Source organism: Providencia sp. PROV109 (genome assembly GCF_033681625.1).
In the GTDB taxonomy this organism is placed as follows: domain Bacteria; phylum Pseudomonadota; class Gammaproteobacteria; order Enterobacterales; family Enterobacteriaceae; genus Providencia; species Providencia hangzhouensis.
This window is the reverse complement of sequence record NZ_CP096320.1, coordinates 2975724-2992055: the sequence shown is the minus strand read 5'-3', so window position 1 is coordinate 2992055 and position 16332 is coordinate 2975724. Positions and strand designations below refer to the sequence as shown.

Genomic DNA, 16332 nt, shown 5'->3' with positions numbered 1-16332 from the left:
TCTTAGCATAACGTTTTTTCTTGGATAAAGGTATCTACAAGTTTCATCAATTCATCCGCTGTGGGTTGAGCAAGTGCTTGTTCAGCCAAAGCTTGGGTATCAGTAAAGCTCGCATTGCGAATTAACTTTTTGATACGCGGAATTGAAATCGCGCTCATACTAAATTCATCCAGCCCCATGCCAAGTAGCAATAAGGTTGCACGCTCATCTCCAGCTAACTCCCCACACATCCCAGTCCATTTACCTTCAGCGTGTGATGCATCGATCACTTGCTTAATTAAGTTTAGGACAGCAGGTGACATCGGGTTGTAAAGATGAGAAATCAGTTCATTACCACGGTCGACCGCTAAAGTGTATTGAGTGAGATCGTTCGTCCCAATACTAAAGAAATCAACTTCTTTTGCCAAGTGGCGAGCAATAACAGCTGCGGCTGGTGTTTCAACCATCACACCGACTTCAATTGACTCGTCAAAAGCTTTACCTTCTTCACGTAACTGAGCTTTAAGCATTTCTAGCTCTGCTTTTAGTTCACGAACTTCTTCAACGGAAATAACCATTGGGAACATAATACGCAGTTTACCAAATTTAGAGGCTCTTAAAATAGCTCTTAATTGTGAGTGTAAGATTTCTTTGCGATCAAGACAAATACGAATTGCACGCCAGCCGAGAAATGGGTTCTCTTCTTTTGGTAAATTCATATATGGCAGGTCTTTATCACCGCCGATATCCATTGTACGGACAATAACGGCTTGGCTGCCCATTGCTTCTGCAACGGCTTTATAAGCTTGAAACTGTTCTTCTTCGGTAGGAAGAGAGTCTCTATCCATGAATAAAAACTCAGTACGATAGAGCCCAACACCTTCTGCGCCATTGCGCTCTGCACCAGCGACATCACGTACAGTACCGATATTCGCACAAACTTCAACTTGATGACCATCAAGGGTGATGGCAGGCAAATCTTTTAATTTTGCGAGCTCTTCTTTTTCTTGTAGATATTCATCACGGAAAGCTTTCAGTTTGTCGATTTCGGCTTCAGATGGGTTCAAGTGGATGGTGTTGTTGACACCATCTAATACAATGAAATCGCCATTTTTAATTTTGCTGGTGGCATCACTAGTTCCAACAATGGCAGGTAACTCAAGAGAACGCGCCATAATTGAGGTATGTGATGTACGGCCACCTAAATCAGTAATAAACCCTAATACTTTATCTAAATTTAGCTGTGCGGTTTCTGAAGGGGTTAAATCCGCAGCCACTAAAATAACTTCTTCGCTGATTGCACTTAAATCAACGATAGGAATATTTAAGATGTTTTTTAATAGACGTTTGCCAATATCACGCACGTCAGCGGCGCGTTCTTTAAGATATTCATCATCAAGGGATTCAAGCGCTTGAGCTTGATCTTCAATAACGGAATACGCAGCGGCATCTGCCGTTTTTTTATCGCCTTTGATTAAAGAGACAATTTCTTGTTCCAGCTCTTCATCTTCTAGCAGCATGATATGACCTTCAAAAATCTCAGCTTTTTCGGCTCCAAGATTTTTTTCGGCTTTCTCTTTAATCAAATTGAGTTGTTCGGCTGATTTGTTACGACCCTCAATAAAGCGAGCAATTTCTTTATCAACCTGATCGTCAGCAATTTTTTTTGTGCTAACAACGATAGGATCTTCTTTGAGGATTAAAGCCTGACCAAAAGCAAAACCCGGGGATACTAAAATTCCTGAAATCATAATATTACCTTACTGCTGCTAGTGCTGGGAGTTCTGATGTTGCAGAGACGACAATGAATATAGCCGATTATACAAATGTCCCCGAATGACATCACTCAGGGACATTGAATGAAATCAGTAAATGCTATTTTCGTGCGAAATTATTCTAATTCGCCCATCAGTTTAACTAAATGTTCAACGGCTTCTTTTTCGTCTTCGCCTTCAGCAGAAATTGTCACAACTGTGCCTTGCGTTAGGCCTAAGGTTTGTAATTTAAACAAACTTTTTGCGCTAGCGGATTTGCCGCCAGAAATTAAAGAAATGTCGGAAGAGAATGCTTTTGCTTCTTTTACGAATTGAGCTGCAGGACGAGTATGTAGACCATTTGGTGCCGTAATAGTAACTTCTTGCTGAAACATAGTATTTCCTCAATAACTTTCGTTTTTTTAATTACCCAGCCAATTGTAGATGAAATAGACTAGGTTTGCGTATAAGTTAGATTATTAACTTGAAAAAAGGTTTCCTACTTTGTGCGGTATCAACCCTTTTTCTGTTTTTCTTGCGAACTCGATACTTTTTTCTCATTGGCAAATTATTTTACTCGCCCTAGAGGTTGGCTAAAAAGTGATTAATTTCGAGGTGCAAAATAATTACTATGTTTAATACTAAACCCCGAATTATAAATCATCTCCATCCGTGCTAAAGTTTGATCTATGCCACAAAAAAAGCACCATTTAGGTGCTTTTTTAACGATATTGTAACGAAGTTATGCTACTCAGCCGAGATGTCAGCAAACAGGGCTGTAGACAAATAACGCTCACCTGAAGAAGGTAAAATAACGACGATATTTTTACCTTTATAGGCAGGGTCTGCGGCAATTTTAGTGGCAGCAGCAATAGCAGCGCCTGATGAGATACCCGCAAGAATACCTTCTTTTTCCATCAGCTCACGAGCCGTTTTGATGGCTTCGTCATCGCTGATTTGAATGACCTTATCGAGTAATTTTAAATCTAAGTTACCCGGAATAAAACCAGCGCCGATCCCTTGTATTTTGTGAGGGCCCGGTTTAATTTCTTCGCCCGCTAAAGCTTGGGTAATAACAGGGGATGTTTCTGGTTCAACAGCCACGATAGTCACATCTTTGCCTTTGGTGTTTTTCAGGTATTTTGCAATCCCTGTAATCGTCCCGCCCGTACCAACACCTGCGACTACAACATCGACATTGCCGTCAGTATCTTCCCAAATTTCAGGTCCAGTGGTTTTTTCATGGATTTCAGGGTTTGCTGGGTTATTAAACTGTTGAAGTAATAAGTATTTTTTAGGGTTGCTATTCACTATTTCTTCAGCTTTAGCTATTGCACCTTTCATGCCTTTTGCCCCCTCAGTTAAAACGAGGTTGGCACCTAATGCTTTGAGTAGTTTACGGCGCTCAATACTCATGGTTTCAGGCATGGTTAACGTCAATTTATAACCTCTCGCCGCAGCGACATAGGCTAAAGCGATACCCGTATTTCCACTAGTTGGTTCAACTAATTCTTTGTCTTTGTTTAGGATACCTTTTTTCTCTGCATCCCAAATCATGTTAGCACCAATACGGCACTTAACACTGAAGCTTGGGTTGCGAGATTCCACTTTTGCTAAAATATTGCCATTACCAAAATGTTTTAGGCGAACAAGAGGGGTGTGGCCAATGGTCAACGAGTTATCATCATAAATTTTGCTCATGGGATATCCTTAAAAATCGGTTAGCCAGTAATGTAATCGGTATTAATTAAAAATAATGAGATGGATTCAACATACGTTAAGAACAAATTAATGCAAATATGATTTGAGTATAAGCTTATAACGAAATGTTATTTTAGATCTAATAGTTCTAAGGAATAATTATAGTGTAACAATAATAAGTAAATAAAAGAGCGCAGGCGATAAACCTGCGCAATGATTTAATAGATTAGTAGCGTGCGTAACGCTCACGATATCTGTCAACCCACATCAATGTTGCACCACAAACTGCAACAGGCATGATCACTAAGTTGACAAAAGGCACCATCATTAACAAGCTAATGACGCCACCAAATTGAACGTTTCTCATCCGCTCTTTGGCAAGCGCCTGCTTCATTTCGTTAAAGCCAACACGGTGGTTATCAAACGGGTAATCGCAATATTGGATCGACATCATCCAAGCACCAAATAAAAACCACAGTACGGGGGCGACTGTTTGGCCAATACCGGGTATGAAAAATAGGATTAATAACCCAATAGCGCGAGGTAAGTAGTAACCGATTCGGACAAACTCGCGCTTTATCATACGAGGAACATCTTTTAATAACTCAGCAACACCGGTATCTGGTGATGGTTTACCCGTTAACTCGGCTTCGAGTTTTTCTGATAACCAACCGTTAAAAGGTGCAGCGATAATATTAGCAACCGTACTAAAAAAATAGGTAAACACGAGCAAAATAGAGATAACAGCGATTGGCCAAATAACATAATCGAGCCATTGTAGCCAGTCAGGAACGTAACTCATCACTTGGGCTATCCAGCCGCTAAGCTTTGTATATAACCACCAAAATGCGCCGCCTAAGAATAAAATATTGGCTAATAGGGGCAAAATAACAAAACGTTTAATACCGGGCCGAGTGATTAATCTCCAGCCTTGTGTAAAATAATAAAAACCAGAATGGTCTTTTTGTGTCGAAAATGTCGATTGGGTCATACTTCTTGTTCTCTCCTTTTCGGTTGACCATGTATCATATAGATATGAAATTAGGCTGACTAGCCATTATTCGCTTAAAAAAGCAGCAAATGAAAGCGGAATATTCTCTTTCTTGTAAGAAAATCGTTCTGGGGGTTGCACTTAGAGCAATTGAGAAATAATCTTAAGGAAGTTTCCGCCGTGTTGGCATTATCATTCATCAACTAGAGATAGCAGCGATGCAGGATTTGCGTCTGATATTAGTGGTCGTAGGTGCGATAGCGATTGTCGCTTTATTACTGCATGGTTTATGGACCAGCCGTAAAGAGCGCTCAAAGTTATTTCGCGACAGACCCGTAAAACGTAGAAAAAACGATATGCAGGAGAATTCATCAGAATATGATGATTCTGCATTATTTACTGAAAATCAACCGACTCAGCAGGCGCCTGTTCATCCCGCTGCGACTGAGCCTGTATATCCGGTAAAAAATGAGTCTCCAGTTGAGCCTAATATACAGCCACAAGCATCGGTTGAACCTGACATTATTATGAACAAGGAGCCTGAGGCTAAATCGCCAGTTCATAATGAGCCTACGATGCATCAACGTACTGAACCCGTTCATGTACCCGAACAACTCACCATTAATATGAGTGAGGAAGTGACTGTTGAGCCAGCCACTGAAACTGTCGCTGAACCACATATTGATTCAACCAAATTGAGAGAAGAGCCTCAGCCGAGCACCTATGAACAAGAGACGCAGCATATTGAGAAGAAAGCTGAGCCGCAGGAAAATTCTGCTACAACAAGTAGCAAGGAGACAGTCCTGGTACTTCACGTAGCCGCTTTGCAAGGGCAGGAACTTCAAGGTGAATTATTACTGCAAAGTATTTTACAAGCCGGTTTCCAATTCGGGGAAATGAAAATATTCCATCGCCATGTGAACCCGTCTGGTACGGGGCCTGTTTTGTTTAGCTTAGCCAACATGGTGAAACCGGGCTCATTCGACCCAGAGACAATGGCTGATTTTACCACCCCAGGGGTTTCCATGTTTATGATGGTCCCGTCTTACGGTGATGCAGGGCAAAACTTCAAATTGATGTTGCAAGCTGCTCAACGTATCGCATCAGATGCGGGAGGGGTTGTTCTTGATGACGAACGCAAAATGCTGACACCTCAAAAAATAGAGGTGTATCATGCTCGAATTAGAAACACATTAAGTTAAATAAACGTTGAACAAAACCCCCATTAATTGGGGGTTTTTTATCTGTATGAGTGAATCATGACTACCAAACAAGAAATAGACGAATTAAAAAAACTGTTACGTCATCATGAATATCAATACCATGTATTAGATGCCCCCGAAATTCCAGACGTAGAATATGACAAGTTAATGCAACGTCTAAAAGAGATAGAGGCACAGCATCCTGAACTTGTCACAAGTGATTCACCGACTCAACGTGTTGGTGCCGCACCATTGGCTGCGTTTGATACCGTACGCCATGAAATACCTATGTTATCCCTAGATAATGTTTTTGATGAAGAAAGTTACCTTGCGTTTGATAAGCGGGTAAGAGATCGTTTGAAAAATCATCAAGAACTGACTTTCTGTTGTGAGCTCAAGCTCGATGGGTTAGCGGTAAGTTTGTTGTATGAAAATGGTGAATTAGTACAAGCGGCGACTCGTGGTGATGGGACCGTAGGTGAGAATATTACCGCGAATGTACGAACCATCCGCGCTATCCCATTGCGTTTAAGGGGAAGCAATATTCCTGATCGCGTTGAGATCCGTGGCGAAGTCTTCATGCCCCAAAAAGGTTTTGAAGCACTAAATGAGCAGGCACGTAAAACGGATGGCAAAGTCTTTGCAAACCCGCGTAATGCGGCTGCGGGTTCGTTACGTCAATTAGACCCACGTATTACCGCCAAAAGGCCACTCACTTTTTATTGTTATGGTGTTGGGCTTGTGGAAGGTGGCTCGTTACCGGACACACATTATGACCGTTTGATGCAATTTAAAGCATGGGGTTTACCGGTTAGTGATTATGTTCAATTACGTGTTGGTCATCAGGCCGTATTAGATTTTTACCATGAAATTGAGCAAGTTCGACCTGATCTTGGCTTTGATATCGATGGGGTAGTCATTAAAGTTAACTCAATTGCTATTCAAGAAGAGTTAGGTTTTGTTTCTCGGGCACCTCGCTGGGCGACAGCGTTTAAATTCCCAGCTCAAGAACAAGTCACATTATTAAAAGATGTTGAATTTCAAGTTGGGCGTACAGGTGCTATCACGCCTGTGGCGCGTTTAGAGCCCGTGCAAGTCGCAGGTGTGGTGGTCAGTAATGCGACGTTACACAATGCAGATGAAATTGAACGCCTTGGCGTGCATATCGGTGATACGGTCATTATTCGTCGAGCAGGGGATGTTATTCCACAAATCGTCAGTGTTGTGGTTGACAAGCGACCAACAGATAGCCGTGAAATTGTCTTCCCGACCCATTGCCCTGTATGCGGTTCTGATATCGAACGAGTTGAAGGTGAAGCGGTGGCACGCTGTACTGGTGGGCTTATTTGTGGGGCACAACGCAAAGAAGCACTGAAACATTTTGTCTCACGCCGAGCAATGGATGTGGATGGCATGGGCGATAAAATTATCGACCAGTTAGTCGAAAAAGAGTATGTCAAAACGCCGGCAGATTTATATCAATTAAGTGCGGGTATCTTAACAGGCTTGGATAGAATGGGGCCGAAGTCGGCACAGAATCTGGTTGATGCACTCAATAAGTCTAAGCAAACAACATTGGCTCGCTTTATTTATGCCCTTGGAATTCGTGAGGTTGGCGAAGCAACGGCGGCAAACTTAGCAGCGCATTACACCACACTTGAGGCTGTGATGGCGGCGGATGAAGAGTCACTAAAAACCGTTCAAGATATTGGTCATGTAGTTGCGAAACATGTGGTCAATTTTTTCCGTGAACCTCATAACCAAGCGGTGATTGAAGATTTACTGACGAAGGCAAGTATTCATTGGCCTGAAGTAAAAGTCGTTAATAGTGCAGAAATCGATAGCCCATTTGCAGGTAAAACAGTGGTGCTAACAGGGTCAATGAGCGTATTGACGCGTGATGAAGCCAAAGACAAGTTAGTGGCTTTAGGTGCAAAAGTCTCAGGAAGCGTCTCGAAGAAAACAGATTTGGTCATTGCAGGTGAGGCCGCTGGTTCTAAATTAGCCAAAGCAAATGAACTTGGCATACGCGTTATTGATGAAAATGAATTGGTTCGTTTGCTGAATATTTAATAGTGAACTATATTCAATTTGACTTAGTTGCCTACGATCTCTGTAGGCAACAATTTTATACGCAGGTTGTTGTAAGTCTTAACTTAAATTCTCAGTAAAATTTCTGTGCAAAAAAAGCGAATGCTAGGAATTGTTATAGTTGAAACGTGATCCCCTTCTTCTTTTTGCAAAATACACCTAGTAAGCTTTCATATTAATGTGACCTCCGTCTCATTTAAATGTTGTCTATTACATAGAATATGCACATAGACTGATTCTTAAATTTGTTGGAGTCGCATATGACCTCGATCCTGCATTTCGTTTTATCTTTAGTAGTAATTGCCGCTCTTGCCATTTTAGCCAGTAGTAACCGTAGAGGGATCCGTCCTCGCTATGTTGTTCAACTACTGGTTATTCAAATTGCATTAGCTTATTTGTTCTTAAAATCGAATATTGGCGAATCTTTTGTTCTTGGTGTGGCAGGGGTATTTACTCACTTGCTAGGCTATGCAGCAGAAGGGACTAAATTTATTTTTGGTGGCATGATTGAAGGGAACTTAGCATTCTTCTTCTTACAAGTGTTATGCCCAATCATCTTTATTTCTGCGTTGATCGGGATCTTACAGCACGTCAAAATTCTCCCTATCGTGATCCGTATCATCGGTACCGTGTTATCGAAAGTGAATGGTATGGGTAAGTTAGAGTCTTTTAACGCAGTCAGTTCATTGTTACTGGGTCAGTCAGAAAACTTTATTGCGTATAAAGACCAATTGAACCGGATGTCAGACCGCAGAATGTACACCATGGCGGCCAACTGCCATGTCAACGGTATCTATGTCTATCGTTGGGGCATACATGACCATGTTAGAGCCGCGTTTTGTGGTCGCTGCATTGGTTCTAAATATGTTTGGTACTTTCGTCGTACTATCACTGATTAACCCGTATCCACCTGAAGGTGAAGAAGATATTCAAATGAGCAACCTGCACGAAGGGCAAAGCTTCTTTGAAATGTTAGGTGAATATATTCTTGCAGGGTTTAAAGTAGCGATTATCGTTTCAGCGATGTTGATTGGTTTTATTGCCCTCATTGCGATGATTAACGGTATTTTCTCAGCTGTATTCGGTATCGACTTCCAAACCATGTTAGGTTACGTATTCTATCCATTTGCATGGATGCTCGGCATTCCTGCCGATGAAGCCTTACAGGTTGGTGGAATTATGGCAGTGAAAATGGTAACGAATGAATTCGTTGCGATGGATGGCTTACAAGCGATTGCTGGTGGGTTATCTGAGCGTTCTGTTGGTATCTTGTCCGTATTCTTAGTTTCTTTCGCTAACTTCTCATCCATCGGTATTATTGCAGGTGCGATTAAAGGTTTAGATGAGAAACAAGGTAATACCGTGGCTCGCTTCGGTTTAAAATTACTGTACGGTTCAACCTTAGTTAGTTTCTTATCCGCAGCGGTTGTTGGGTTAGTTTTGTAATCCACTAAAACATGTTAGATTAAGAAACGGCGTTCAAATGAGCGCCGTTTTTTATGCTTTGATACGAAAGAGAAATAATAATGGAAAAACAAGATCTCATTGATATGGCCAATACGTATATGCCATTTGGTAAATATAAAGGCTGTGTCTTAATTGATTTACCCGAAGAATATTTATTATGGTTCTATAAGAAAGGAGAGTTCCCTGCTGGACGTTTAGGGCAGTTAATGGAGATGACCCTAGGAATAAAAATAGAAGGCTTAGAAGGGCTGGTAAAGCCACTAAAGTGCAAGTAATACAGGGTTAAGTAGATAGCTTTATATAGTTGGTGAAAAAGTAGAATAATAAATAAATGTGAGATAAATATGATTGGTGGAGCTAAGCGGGATCGAACCGCTGACCTCTTGCATGCCATGCAAGCGCTCTCCCAGCTGAGCTATAGCCCCAATCGAAATGTTTTGTATTGTGCCACCTAACAGGGAATTAGATGGTGGAGCTAAGCGGGATCGAACCGCTGACCTCTTGCATGCCATGCAAGCGCTCTCCCAGCTGAGCTATAGCCCCAAACAAAATCTTTTGGACGGGATGCATCATATTCAAGCTAAGTTAGAGTGTCAATAAAATAATAGGGTTTTAGGTTTAATTGCTGAAATATAGAACATTTTGCAATCAGTTGAGTGGAGAAGGGAGGATGAGTCAGAGAATTGGCCCCCAATAAATTGAGGGCCAATAATATTAAATTATTGAGCAGAAGCTTCACGTTCAGCGATAAACGCTAAGGCTTTCTCAATACGAGCGATAGAGCGAGCTTGACCGATAGCGTGAACGGTCACATCAAGGCCTGGAGACTGGCCAGCACCTGTCACAGCAACACGTAAAGGCATACCCACTTTACCCATACCCACTTCTAATTCAGCGGCAGTTGCTTCGATGGCTTGGTGAACATTTTCAGCCGTCCAATCAGTTATCGCAGCTAATTTATCTTTTACGACTTCTAAAGGCTGACGAGCAACTGGTCGCAAGTGTTTTTTCGCCGCATCAGCGTCAAATTCTTCGAAATCTTGGTAGAAATAGTGGCAAGATTCCGCCATTTCTTTTAATGTTTTACAACGTTCACCAAGTAATTTGATTAGATCAACTAATTGAGGCCCTGTGCTGGTATCAATGTTTTGCTGTTCAATATGCCATGCAAGATAGGTTGCAACTTCTTCTGCTGGTAATGAATTAATATAGTGGTGGTTTAACCATTGCAGTTTTTCAGTATTAAACGCGCTTGCTGATTTACTGATAGCGTCAAGGCTGAAATACTCTTTCATTTCTTCAACAGTGAAAATCTCTTGGTCGCCATGAGACCAACCTAAACGCACAAGGTAGTTAAGAAGTGCTTGCGGCAAATAACCGTCATCACGATATTGCATAACACTAACCGCACCATGACGTTTTGATAGTTTTTTACCGTCATCACCTAGGATCATCGAAACGTGAGCATACACAGGTACTGGTGCCCCTAATGCTTTTAGAATGTTGATTTGGCGAGGCGTGTTGTTGATATGGTCTTCACCACGGATAACGTGGGTAATTTCCATATCCCAGTCATCAATAACCACACAGAAGTTGTAAGTTGGTGAACCATCAGTACGACGAATAATTAAATCGTCCAGCTCTTGGTTACTAAATTCAATTGGCCCACGAATTTTGTCGTCAAAAATAACGGAACCTTCTTGTGGGTTACGGAAACGAACAACGTGCGGCTCATCAGGTGTATGGTTGTGTGCATGGTCACGGCAGCAGCCATCATAACGAGGCTTTTCATTATTTGCCATTTGCTCTTCACGTAACGCTTCTAAGCGCTCTTTCGAACAATAACAACGATAAGCGGTACCCGCATCTAACATTTGGTCAATGACATCATTATAACGGTCAAAGCGTTTAGTTTGATAGTAAGGGCCTTCATCCCAATTTAAATTCAACCAGTTCATACCGTCCATAATGGCGTCGATAGCTTCCTGAGTTGAGCGTTCTAAGTCAGTATCTTCAATACGCAGGACAAATTCGCCCTGATTGTGGCGACTAAATAACCAGGAATACAGAGCGGTACGTGCACCACCAACGTGTAAATAGCCAGTTGGGCTTGGTGCAAAACGGGTTTTGATTTTACTCATCGAGATTGCCTTAATTGCAAAACATGTTTTTGAAGCGCTTATCTGTTTACTGTTTAGAAGACTAAAAACAGGCACAATTAACTTAATGGCGAGTTTGATGTTCTAAGCAGTGAAATGTCTAAGCATTGCTAAAATGTATATCTATTCTATCATCCTACAATGATTCCTCAATCAAGTTATCAGGATAGAAGACAAGAAATTAGTTTGTTTCGCCAAATTTGACATAAATAAATACACTTTAAAAATAGTTTCTGTTTTTTTCTTAAAAGAATAAAGAGAAAATGATAGGTAATTGATTAAAAAGGCAGCTTTTCTGGTGAATATTGAAACATCTTGATTATTTTTGCAACGAACGAAAAAAATCTATTGAAAAAGCGTTGACTCAGAACTCAGTATCCCTATAATGCACCTCCATCGACGACGGGGCGATTAGCTCAGTTGGTAGAGCACCTCCCTTACAAGGAGGGGGTCAGTGGTTCGAGCCCGCTATCGCCCACCACCGTTGACGATGAAAAATAAATAATTGGGCGATTAGCTCAGTTGGTAGAGCACCTCCCTTACAAGGAGGGGGTCAGTGGTTCGAGCCCGCTATCGCCCACCAATTATTTATTATAATGTAGTATAAGTCATGAAGTGGGCGATTAGCTCAGCTGGTAGAGCACCTCCCTTACAAGGAGGGGGTCAGTGGTTCGAGCCCGCTATCGCCCACCACTTCATCAGTTACTTGCATTGAAACACAATTTAGATGGGTCGTTAGCTCAGTCGGTAGAGCAGTTGACTTTTAATCAATTGGTCGCAGGTTCGAATCCTGCACGACCCACCATCTAAGCAGTAAAAAATCAGATCTTTCAAGATGGGTCGTTAGCTCAGTCGGTAGAGCAGTTGACTTTTAATCAATTGGTCGCAGGTTCGAATCCTGCACGACCCACCATCTCAAGCAAATAATTCAATTTAACAACCACCTAAGTAAACACTCAGTCGTTAATCCATACCTCGACAAGCTGGTTGCAGGTTCAGCCCGTAGGGTAAATCCGAAGGATTTCAATCCTGCACGACCCACCATCTCAAGCAAATAATTCAATTTAACAACCACCTAAGTAAACACTCAGTCGTTAAGCCGTACCTCGACAAGCTGGTTGCAGGTTCAGCCCGTAGGGTAAATCCGAAGGATTTCAATCCTGCACGACCCACCATCTCAAGCCATTCCCAAGCAAGTAATCCAATTTAACCGTCACCTAAGTAAACATTCAGTCGTTAAGCCAGACCTCGACAAGCTGGTTGCAGGTTCAGCCCGTAGGGTAAATCCGAAGGATTTCAATCCTGCACGACCCACCATCTCAAGCCATTATCAAGCAAGTAATCCAAACTAATACTTAGCTAAGTAAACACTTAATCACTAAATAATACACATATTTTGTAAGTTACATTTTCTAAGTAACATGATAAGAACTTGGAGAATTATCGGCTACACAGCCCGCCTAATATGTGAAATAATTCAAGATGTACATTGAAAAGCCACTTAGTTTTTATGTCTATATTCCAATATGGCATTAGCAGGATATATTTTAAAATATAATGACGTCATTTAAGCATAAATGAATGGCTAATTACTCTTCAATAGAATGGACGAGTAATTATCATTTTTTATAAATAGCTTTCATTATATCGTAAATATAAAAATCTGTAATTTAGCTATAAATGCTTAAATTGTGTTTATTTTTAAAATTTTGTATTACCCTTCATCCTAAAAAAAACAGAAACAAGTGGAATCAAAAACAGACCGTCGATGAAAGTTATTTTTCATAATTTTGTGATATTCATCTAGTAAAATGAATAATAAGCTTTCTTAACGTTATGGTTTTGTTATGTTTGGTACTTGTAGATAATAAATCCATTTCTTGCTACTTTAAAAATTTAGTAATTTACTAATTGTAACAGTTTAACTGGCTTTTTAACGTACTGATATTTTGTCGAATTAGAGAGTTTTAGAGATAAAATTGACTGTTTTTACCATTTTTTACATAAAAGTATCATTTATACTGGGTTTATCACTTTTCATCGAGTTTAATTGTATCAATAACATTAATATTGTTACAGTGTTAAATAATTCTATTTATTTCCTTTATTTTTAGGTTATACATCGGCTATATAAGTCTTTTTTAGATGAATATTCCAAGGGTTTAGGCATATCCTCTGGAATATTACTATGCAGTGATACACACGTTGCGTGTAACTTTGTGATATTAAAGTATTATTTTGATTTTAATACGGAAATGTATAGCGTGAAATACTTTGTTACATAGTTGCAATGTCAATTTAGGACTAGTTGAAACTAATTATAAGGGTAGTATATCATTCTGTTAGATATATGCTGAATCGTCTGTAGCATTATCAATGTTATACACATAAATATAAAAAATAAAATATGTAGATAATTATCTGCTAATTTTTATTTCCTTAAATATAAATTGAAGCGAGAATGTTTATGAACACGAAATATCCTGTCGCTTGTGCAGTTGGACAAAAAATAAAAGCCCTTAGAAGAGCTCAAGGCTTTACTGTTTTTCAGTTAGCTAAAGAGATAGATATAAGTGAACAGCAGCTATTTCGTTACGAGCGTGGTGTGAATCGTATCGATATAGATTGTCTAGTTCGAGTATTAAAAGTTTTAGACGTTAACATGGGTGAGTTTTTTAGTGAAGTCCTGCAAGAGGATACTCAAGTAGATGAGAGCACGGGTAATAAGGGGTTTGAAAGCTCTGCATATACTCTGGTGTAACTAAATATCTATATTGTTTTAGAATGAAACGTAATTCGCTTTAATTCTTAATTGTTTCAATTAGGAACATAAATTAAATATACCTGCTATTTATAGCTTAAAATGACAATAGCTGTTTTTATCTTATGTTTCATTAAAGAACAAATAAAAGCCCGAAAGGGCTTTTATTTTTGTATCCTTAAAATAATTATTACTTAAGATTTTACTCAATATCTAAGAAAAATATTGGGTAAGATATTTATGCTCTGTTAACCTTCCTGCTCTTTGATTGGCTCTAATATTACGGTTACGATACGTGTGCCTATCATCTCTCCAATTCTTAATTGCAGTTGATCTAATTTTATGATGGTATCTTGCAAAGGTTCCGATATAGAAGCGTAAATAAATTGGTTAAGAGTCCTTTCATCACTATTATCAATTTGGATACCATAAGATGAGTAGATCTCATTTAATCGAGTCGTTCCTTTTAGACTTAGCCCTGTATCGGGAAGTTCAATAGGAGTGTGTTCAGAGATGTTTTTTTCTGAAAAAAGGCGTTCAAGAAAAATACGATTTTCAGGTTTAAGAACAACGAATAAATGGTCTTCAGCATGAAAGGTAGTTGAACCCCTTGGAGGTAAAACACTTTTTTCACGCGTAATCATTGCAATGACAGTTTGGTCAGGTAATGCAAGTTGCGATAATCGGCGACCCACTGCAGAGCAATCCTCTCCTAATGTATATTCCACTAAATCTGCGTCTATTTGTTCTACTGCGGTAATATCTAAAGTGGCCGCAGGGATCAATGGAGGTGGCTGCATTAAATTTAATTTACGTGCAACGTAAGGCAAGGTTGAGCCTTGTAAGGTTGCTGAAATTAATACCACAAAGAAAACCACGTCAAAAATTAAATGGGCATTAGGTAGCCCGTAGATAAACGGGAAAATAGCAAGAATAATAGGAACAGAGCCACGTAACCCTACCCAAGAAATTAATGTTATTTCAGGTTTAGGGAAACCAAATAATTTTAGAACAGGAATTACAGCCAATGGCCTCGCGATAAACGTTAAGACCAGAGCAATAATTAAGCCTTCAAGCCAGACTTCAATAAGAGAACTTGGGTTGACAAGTAACCCTAGCATAACGAACATGATAATTTGGCTTAGCCATGCTAATCCATCATGGAACAAAAATGTATTGCGTTGAAAAACAAACCGATGATTACCAATCACAACACCAGTGACAAAAATAGATAAAAACCCACTGCCTTCTAAATTACTGGCGAGACCGAAAGATAGTAGTCCACATGCAGCGACAAGCACAGGATACAAACCAGTAGCTAATAGCTTAATCTTATTGATAATTTTGACTGAAACCCAGCCAACGCTCAAGCCAACAACAGTACCTATTCCCATTTGGCTAAAAAACAGCAGAATTAATTCACTACCTGAAGCTTGTGGGTTCATTAAAAGTTGTAATAAACCAACAGTTAAAAATATGGCCGTAGGGTCATTTGTTGCACTTTCTATTTCTAAAGTGGATTGCAGTCGTTCATTTAAATAGATCCCCGCGTTGCGCAGTAAGGAAAAAACGGCTGCGGCATCGGTAGAACCTACGATAGCGCCTAGTAATAGCCCTTCAAGCAGAGGAACGCCGAGAATATAGGCAGCAGCGAGACCTGTCACACCTGCGGTGACAAGAACGCCTAATGTTGCTAGTGTAAAAGATGGTTTCCAAACTAGACGAATTGATTTTACTGATGTTTGTAGACCCCCATCAAATAAAATTAAAGCAAGGGCGAGAGAACCAACGGCATAGGAAACATTCACGTTATCAAATGTAATCTTACCTATCCCGTCTTCGCCTGCTAACATGCCAATAAACAAAAACATGACTAGCATAGGTAAACCGAGCCTAGCAGACAATTTGCTAGAGAAAATTCCCAAAAGAATGAGTATAGAAATCAATAAAATGAGTTGTTCAATAGTTGGCATAATCAGTTTAATCTGTAAGTGAATAAAACGCTGACGATGCATCGTAAAGCGCGCGTAGAAAGCAAAAAATGAAAAAATAGCAAGACGACTAAATATACATAGAGAATAGATTATTTTAGCGAAAAGCTGATAATATCCATTAAAAAGTATATCTACATGATTATAATATAAATAAATTTAAATAATTTGATTATTTATCGCATTTTTTATTATTAAAGTGAGTTAAATCACGTAAAAAAACGATAAATTTGAAT

General features: G+C 39.8%; 10 protein-coding genes, 7 tRNA genes and 1 pseudogene. 10 read left to right on the top strand and 8 right to left on the bottom strand.

Features of this window, described 5'->3' with window-relative positions; translation table 11 throughout:
- Positions 1–2: 2 nt before the first annotated feature.
- The 4 genes from ptsI to cysZ all read right to left on the bottom strand — a co-directional run bounded on the left by ptsI (position 3) and on the right by cysZ (position 4425).
- Positions 3–1730: a phosphoenolpyruvate-protein phosphotransferase PtsI gene (gene ptsI / locus M1F25_RS13820; RefSeq protein ID WP_004264877.1), complete on the bottom strand. Its 1728-nt coding sequence runs from the start codon at positions 1728–1730 to the stop codon at positions 3–5.
- Positions 1731–1870: 140 nt separating this feature from the next.
- Positions 1871–2128, bottom strand: a complete 258-nt coding sequence (ptsH, locus tag M1F25_RS13815; protein ID WP_004264876.1) for a phosphocarrier protein Hpr — start codon at positions 2126–2128, stop codon at positions 1871–1873.
- A gap of 352 nt (positions 2129–2480) precedes the next feature.
- Positions 2481–3434, bottom strand: a complete 954-nt coding sequence (cysK, locus tag M1F25_RS13810) for a cysteine synthase A (protein ID WP_004264875.1) — start codon at positions 3432–3434, stop codon at positions 2481–2483.
- A 226-nt stretch (positions 3435–3660) separates the two neighbouring features.
- Positions 3661–4425, bottom strand: coding sequence for a sulfate transporter CysZ (cysZ, locus tag M1F25_RS13805; RefSeq protein WP_181488160.1), 765 nt, complete (start codon positions 4423–4425; stop codon positions 3661–3663).
- A 218-nt stretch (positions 4426–4643) separates the two neighbouring features.
- On the opposite strand from cysZ, the gene zipA reads away from it, so the two are divergent.
- The 4 genes and pseudogenes from zipA (at position 4644) to M1F25_RS13785 (ending at position 9460) form a co-directional block, all read left to right on the top strand.
- Positions 4644–5627 carry a cell division protein ZipA gene (zipA, locus tag M1F25_RS13800; protein ID WP_181488158.1) on the top strand — a complete coding sequence of 328 codons (984 nt, stop codon included), beginning with the start codon at positions 4644–4646 and terminating at the stop codon, positions 5625–5627.
- A 57-nt stretch (positions 5628–5684) separates the two neighbouring features.
- On the top strand, positions 5685–7700 hold the full coding sequence (ligA, locus tag M1F25_RS13795) for an NAD-dependent DNA ligase LigA (protein ID WP_181488156.1): 2016 nt from the start codon (positions 5685–5687) through the stop codon (positions 7698–7700).
- A gap of 278 nt (positions 7701–7978) precedes the next feature.
- Positions 7979–9164, top strand: a pseudogene (locus M1F25_RS13790) (NupC/NupG family nucleoside CNT transporter).
- Positions 9165–9244: 80 nt separating this feature from the next.
- Positions 9245–9460 (top strand): DUF3820 family protein, encoded by a 216-nt coding sequence (locus M1F25_RS13785; protein WP_112308285.1) that lies wholly within the window; start codon positions 9245–9247, stop codon positions 9458–9460.
- A gap of 74 nt (positions 9461–9534) precedes the next feature.
- Here M1F25_RS13785 and M1F25_RS13780 read toward each other — a convergent pair.
- The 3 genes from M1F25_RS13780 to gltX form a co-directional block, all read right to left on the bottom strand.
- Positions 9535–9610, bottom strand: a tRNA-Ala gene (locus M1F25_RS13780).
- A gap of 42 nt (positions 9611–9652) precedes the next feature.
- Positions 9653–9728: transfer RNA gene (locus tag M1F25_RS13775), tRNA-Ala, on the bottom strand.
- 176 nt (positions 9729–9904) lie between these two features.
- Positions 9905–11326: a glutamate--tRNA ligase gene (gene gltX / locus M1F25_RS13770; RefSeq protein ID WP_036958984.1), complete on the bottom strand. Its 1422-nt coding sequence runs from the start codon at positions 11324–11326 to the stop codon at positions 9905–9907.
- Positions 11327–11749: 423 nt separating this feature from the next.
- Here gltX and M1F25_RS13765 point away from each other — a divergent pair.
- From M1F25_RS13765 to M1F25_RS13740, 6 genes are all read left to right on the top strand, one after another.
- Positions 11750–11825 (top strand) — tRNA-Val (locus tag M1F25_RS13765).
- Positions 11826–11851: 26 nt separating this feature from the next.
- Positions 11852–11927, top strand: a tRNA-Val gene (locus M1F25_RS13760).
- A gap of 34 nt (positions 11928–11961) precedes the next feature.
- Positions 11962–12037: transfer RNA gene (locus M1F25_RS13755), tRNA-Val, on the top strand.
- Positions 12038–12073: 36 nt separating this feature from the next.
- A tRNA-Lys gene (locus tag M1F25_RS13750) sits at positions 12074–12149 on the top strand.
- Between the two features lie 32 nt (positions 12150–12181).
- Positions 12182–12257 (top strand) — tRNA-Lys (locus M1F25_RS13745).
- Between the two features lie 1554 nt (positions 12258–13811).
- Complete coding sequence (locus M1F25_RS13740) at positions 13812–14105, top strand: helix-turn-helix domain-containing protein (protein ID WP_036959042.1); 294 nt, start codon at positions 13812–13814, stop codon at positions 14103–14105.
- Between the two features lie 248 nt (positions 14106–14353).
- Here the strand turns inward: M1F25_RS13740 and M1F25_RS13735 are convergent, their stop codons facing one another.
- Positions 14354–16120, bottom strand: a complete 1767-nt coding sequence (locus tag M1F25_RS13735) for a potassium/proton antiporter (protein ID WP_227528923.1) — start codon at positions 16118–16120, stop codon at positions 14354–14356.
- Between the last annotated feature and the right edge of the window lie 212 nt (positions 16121–16332).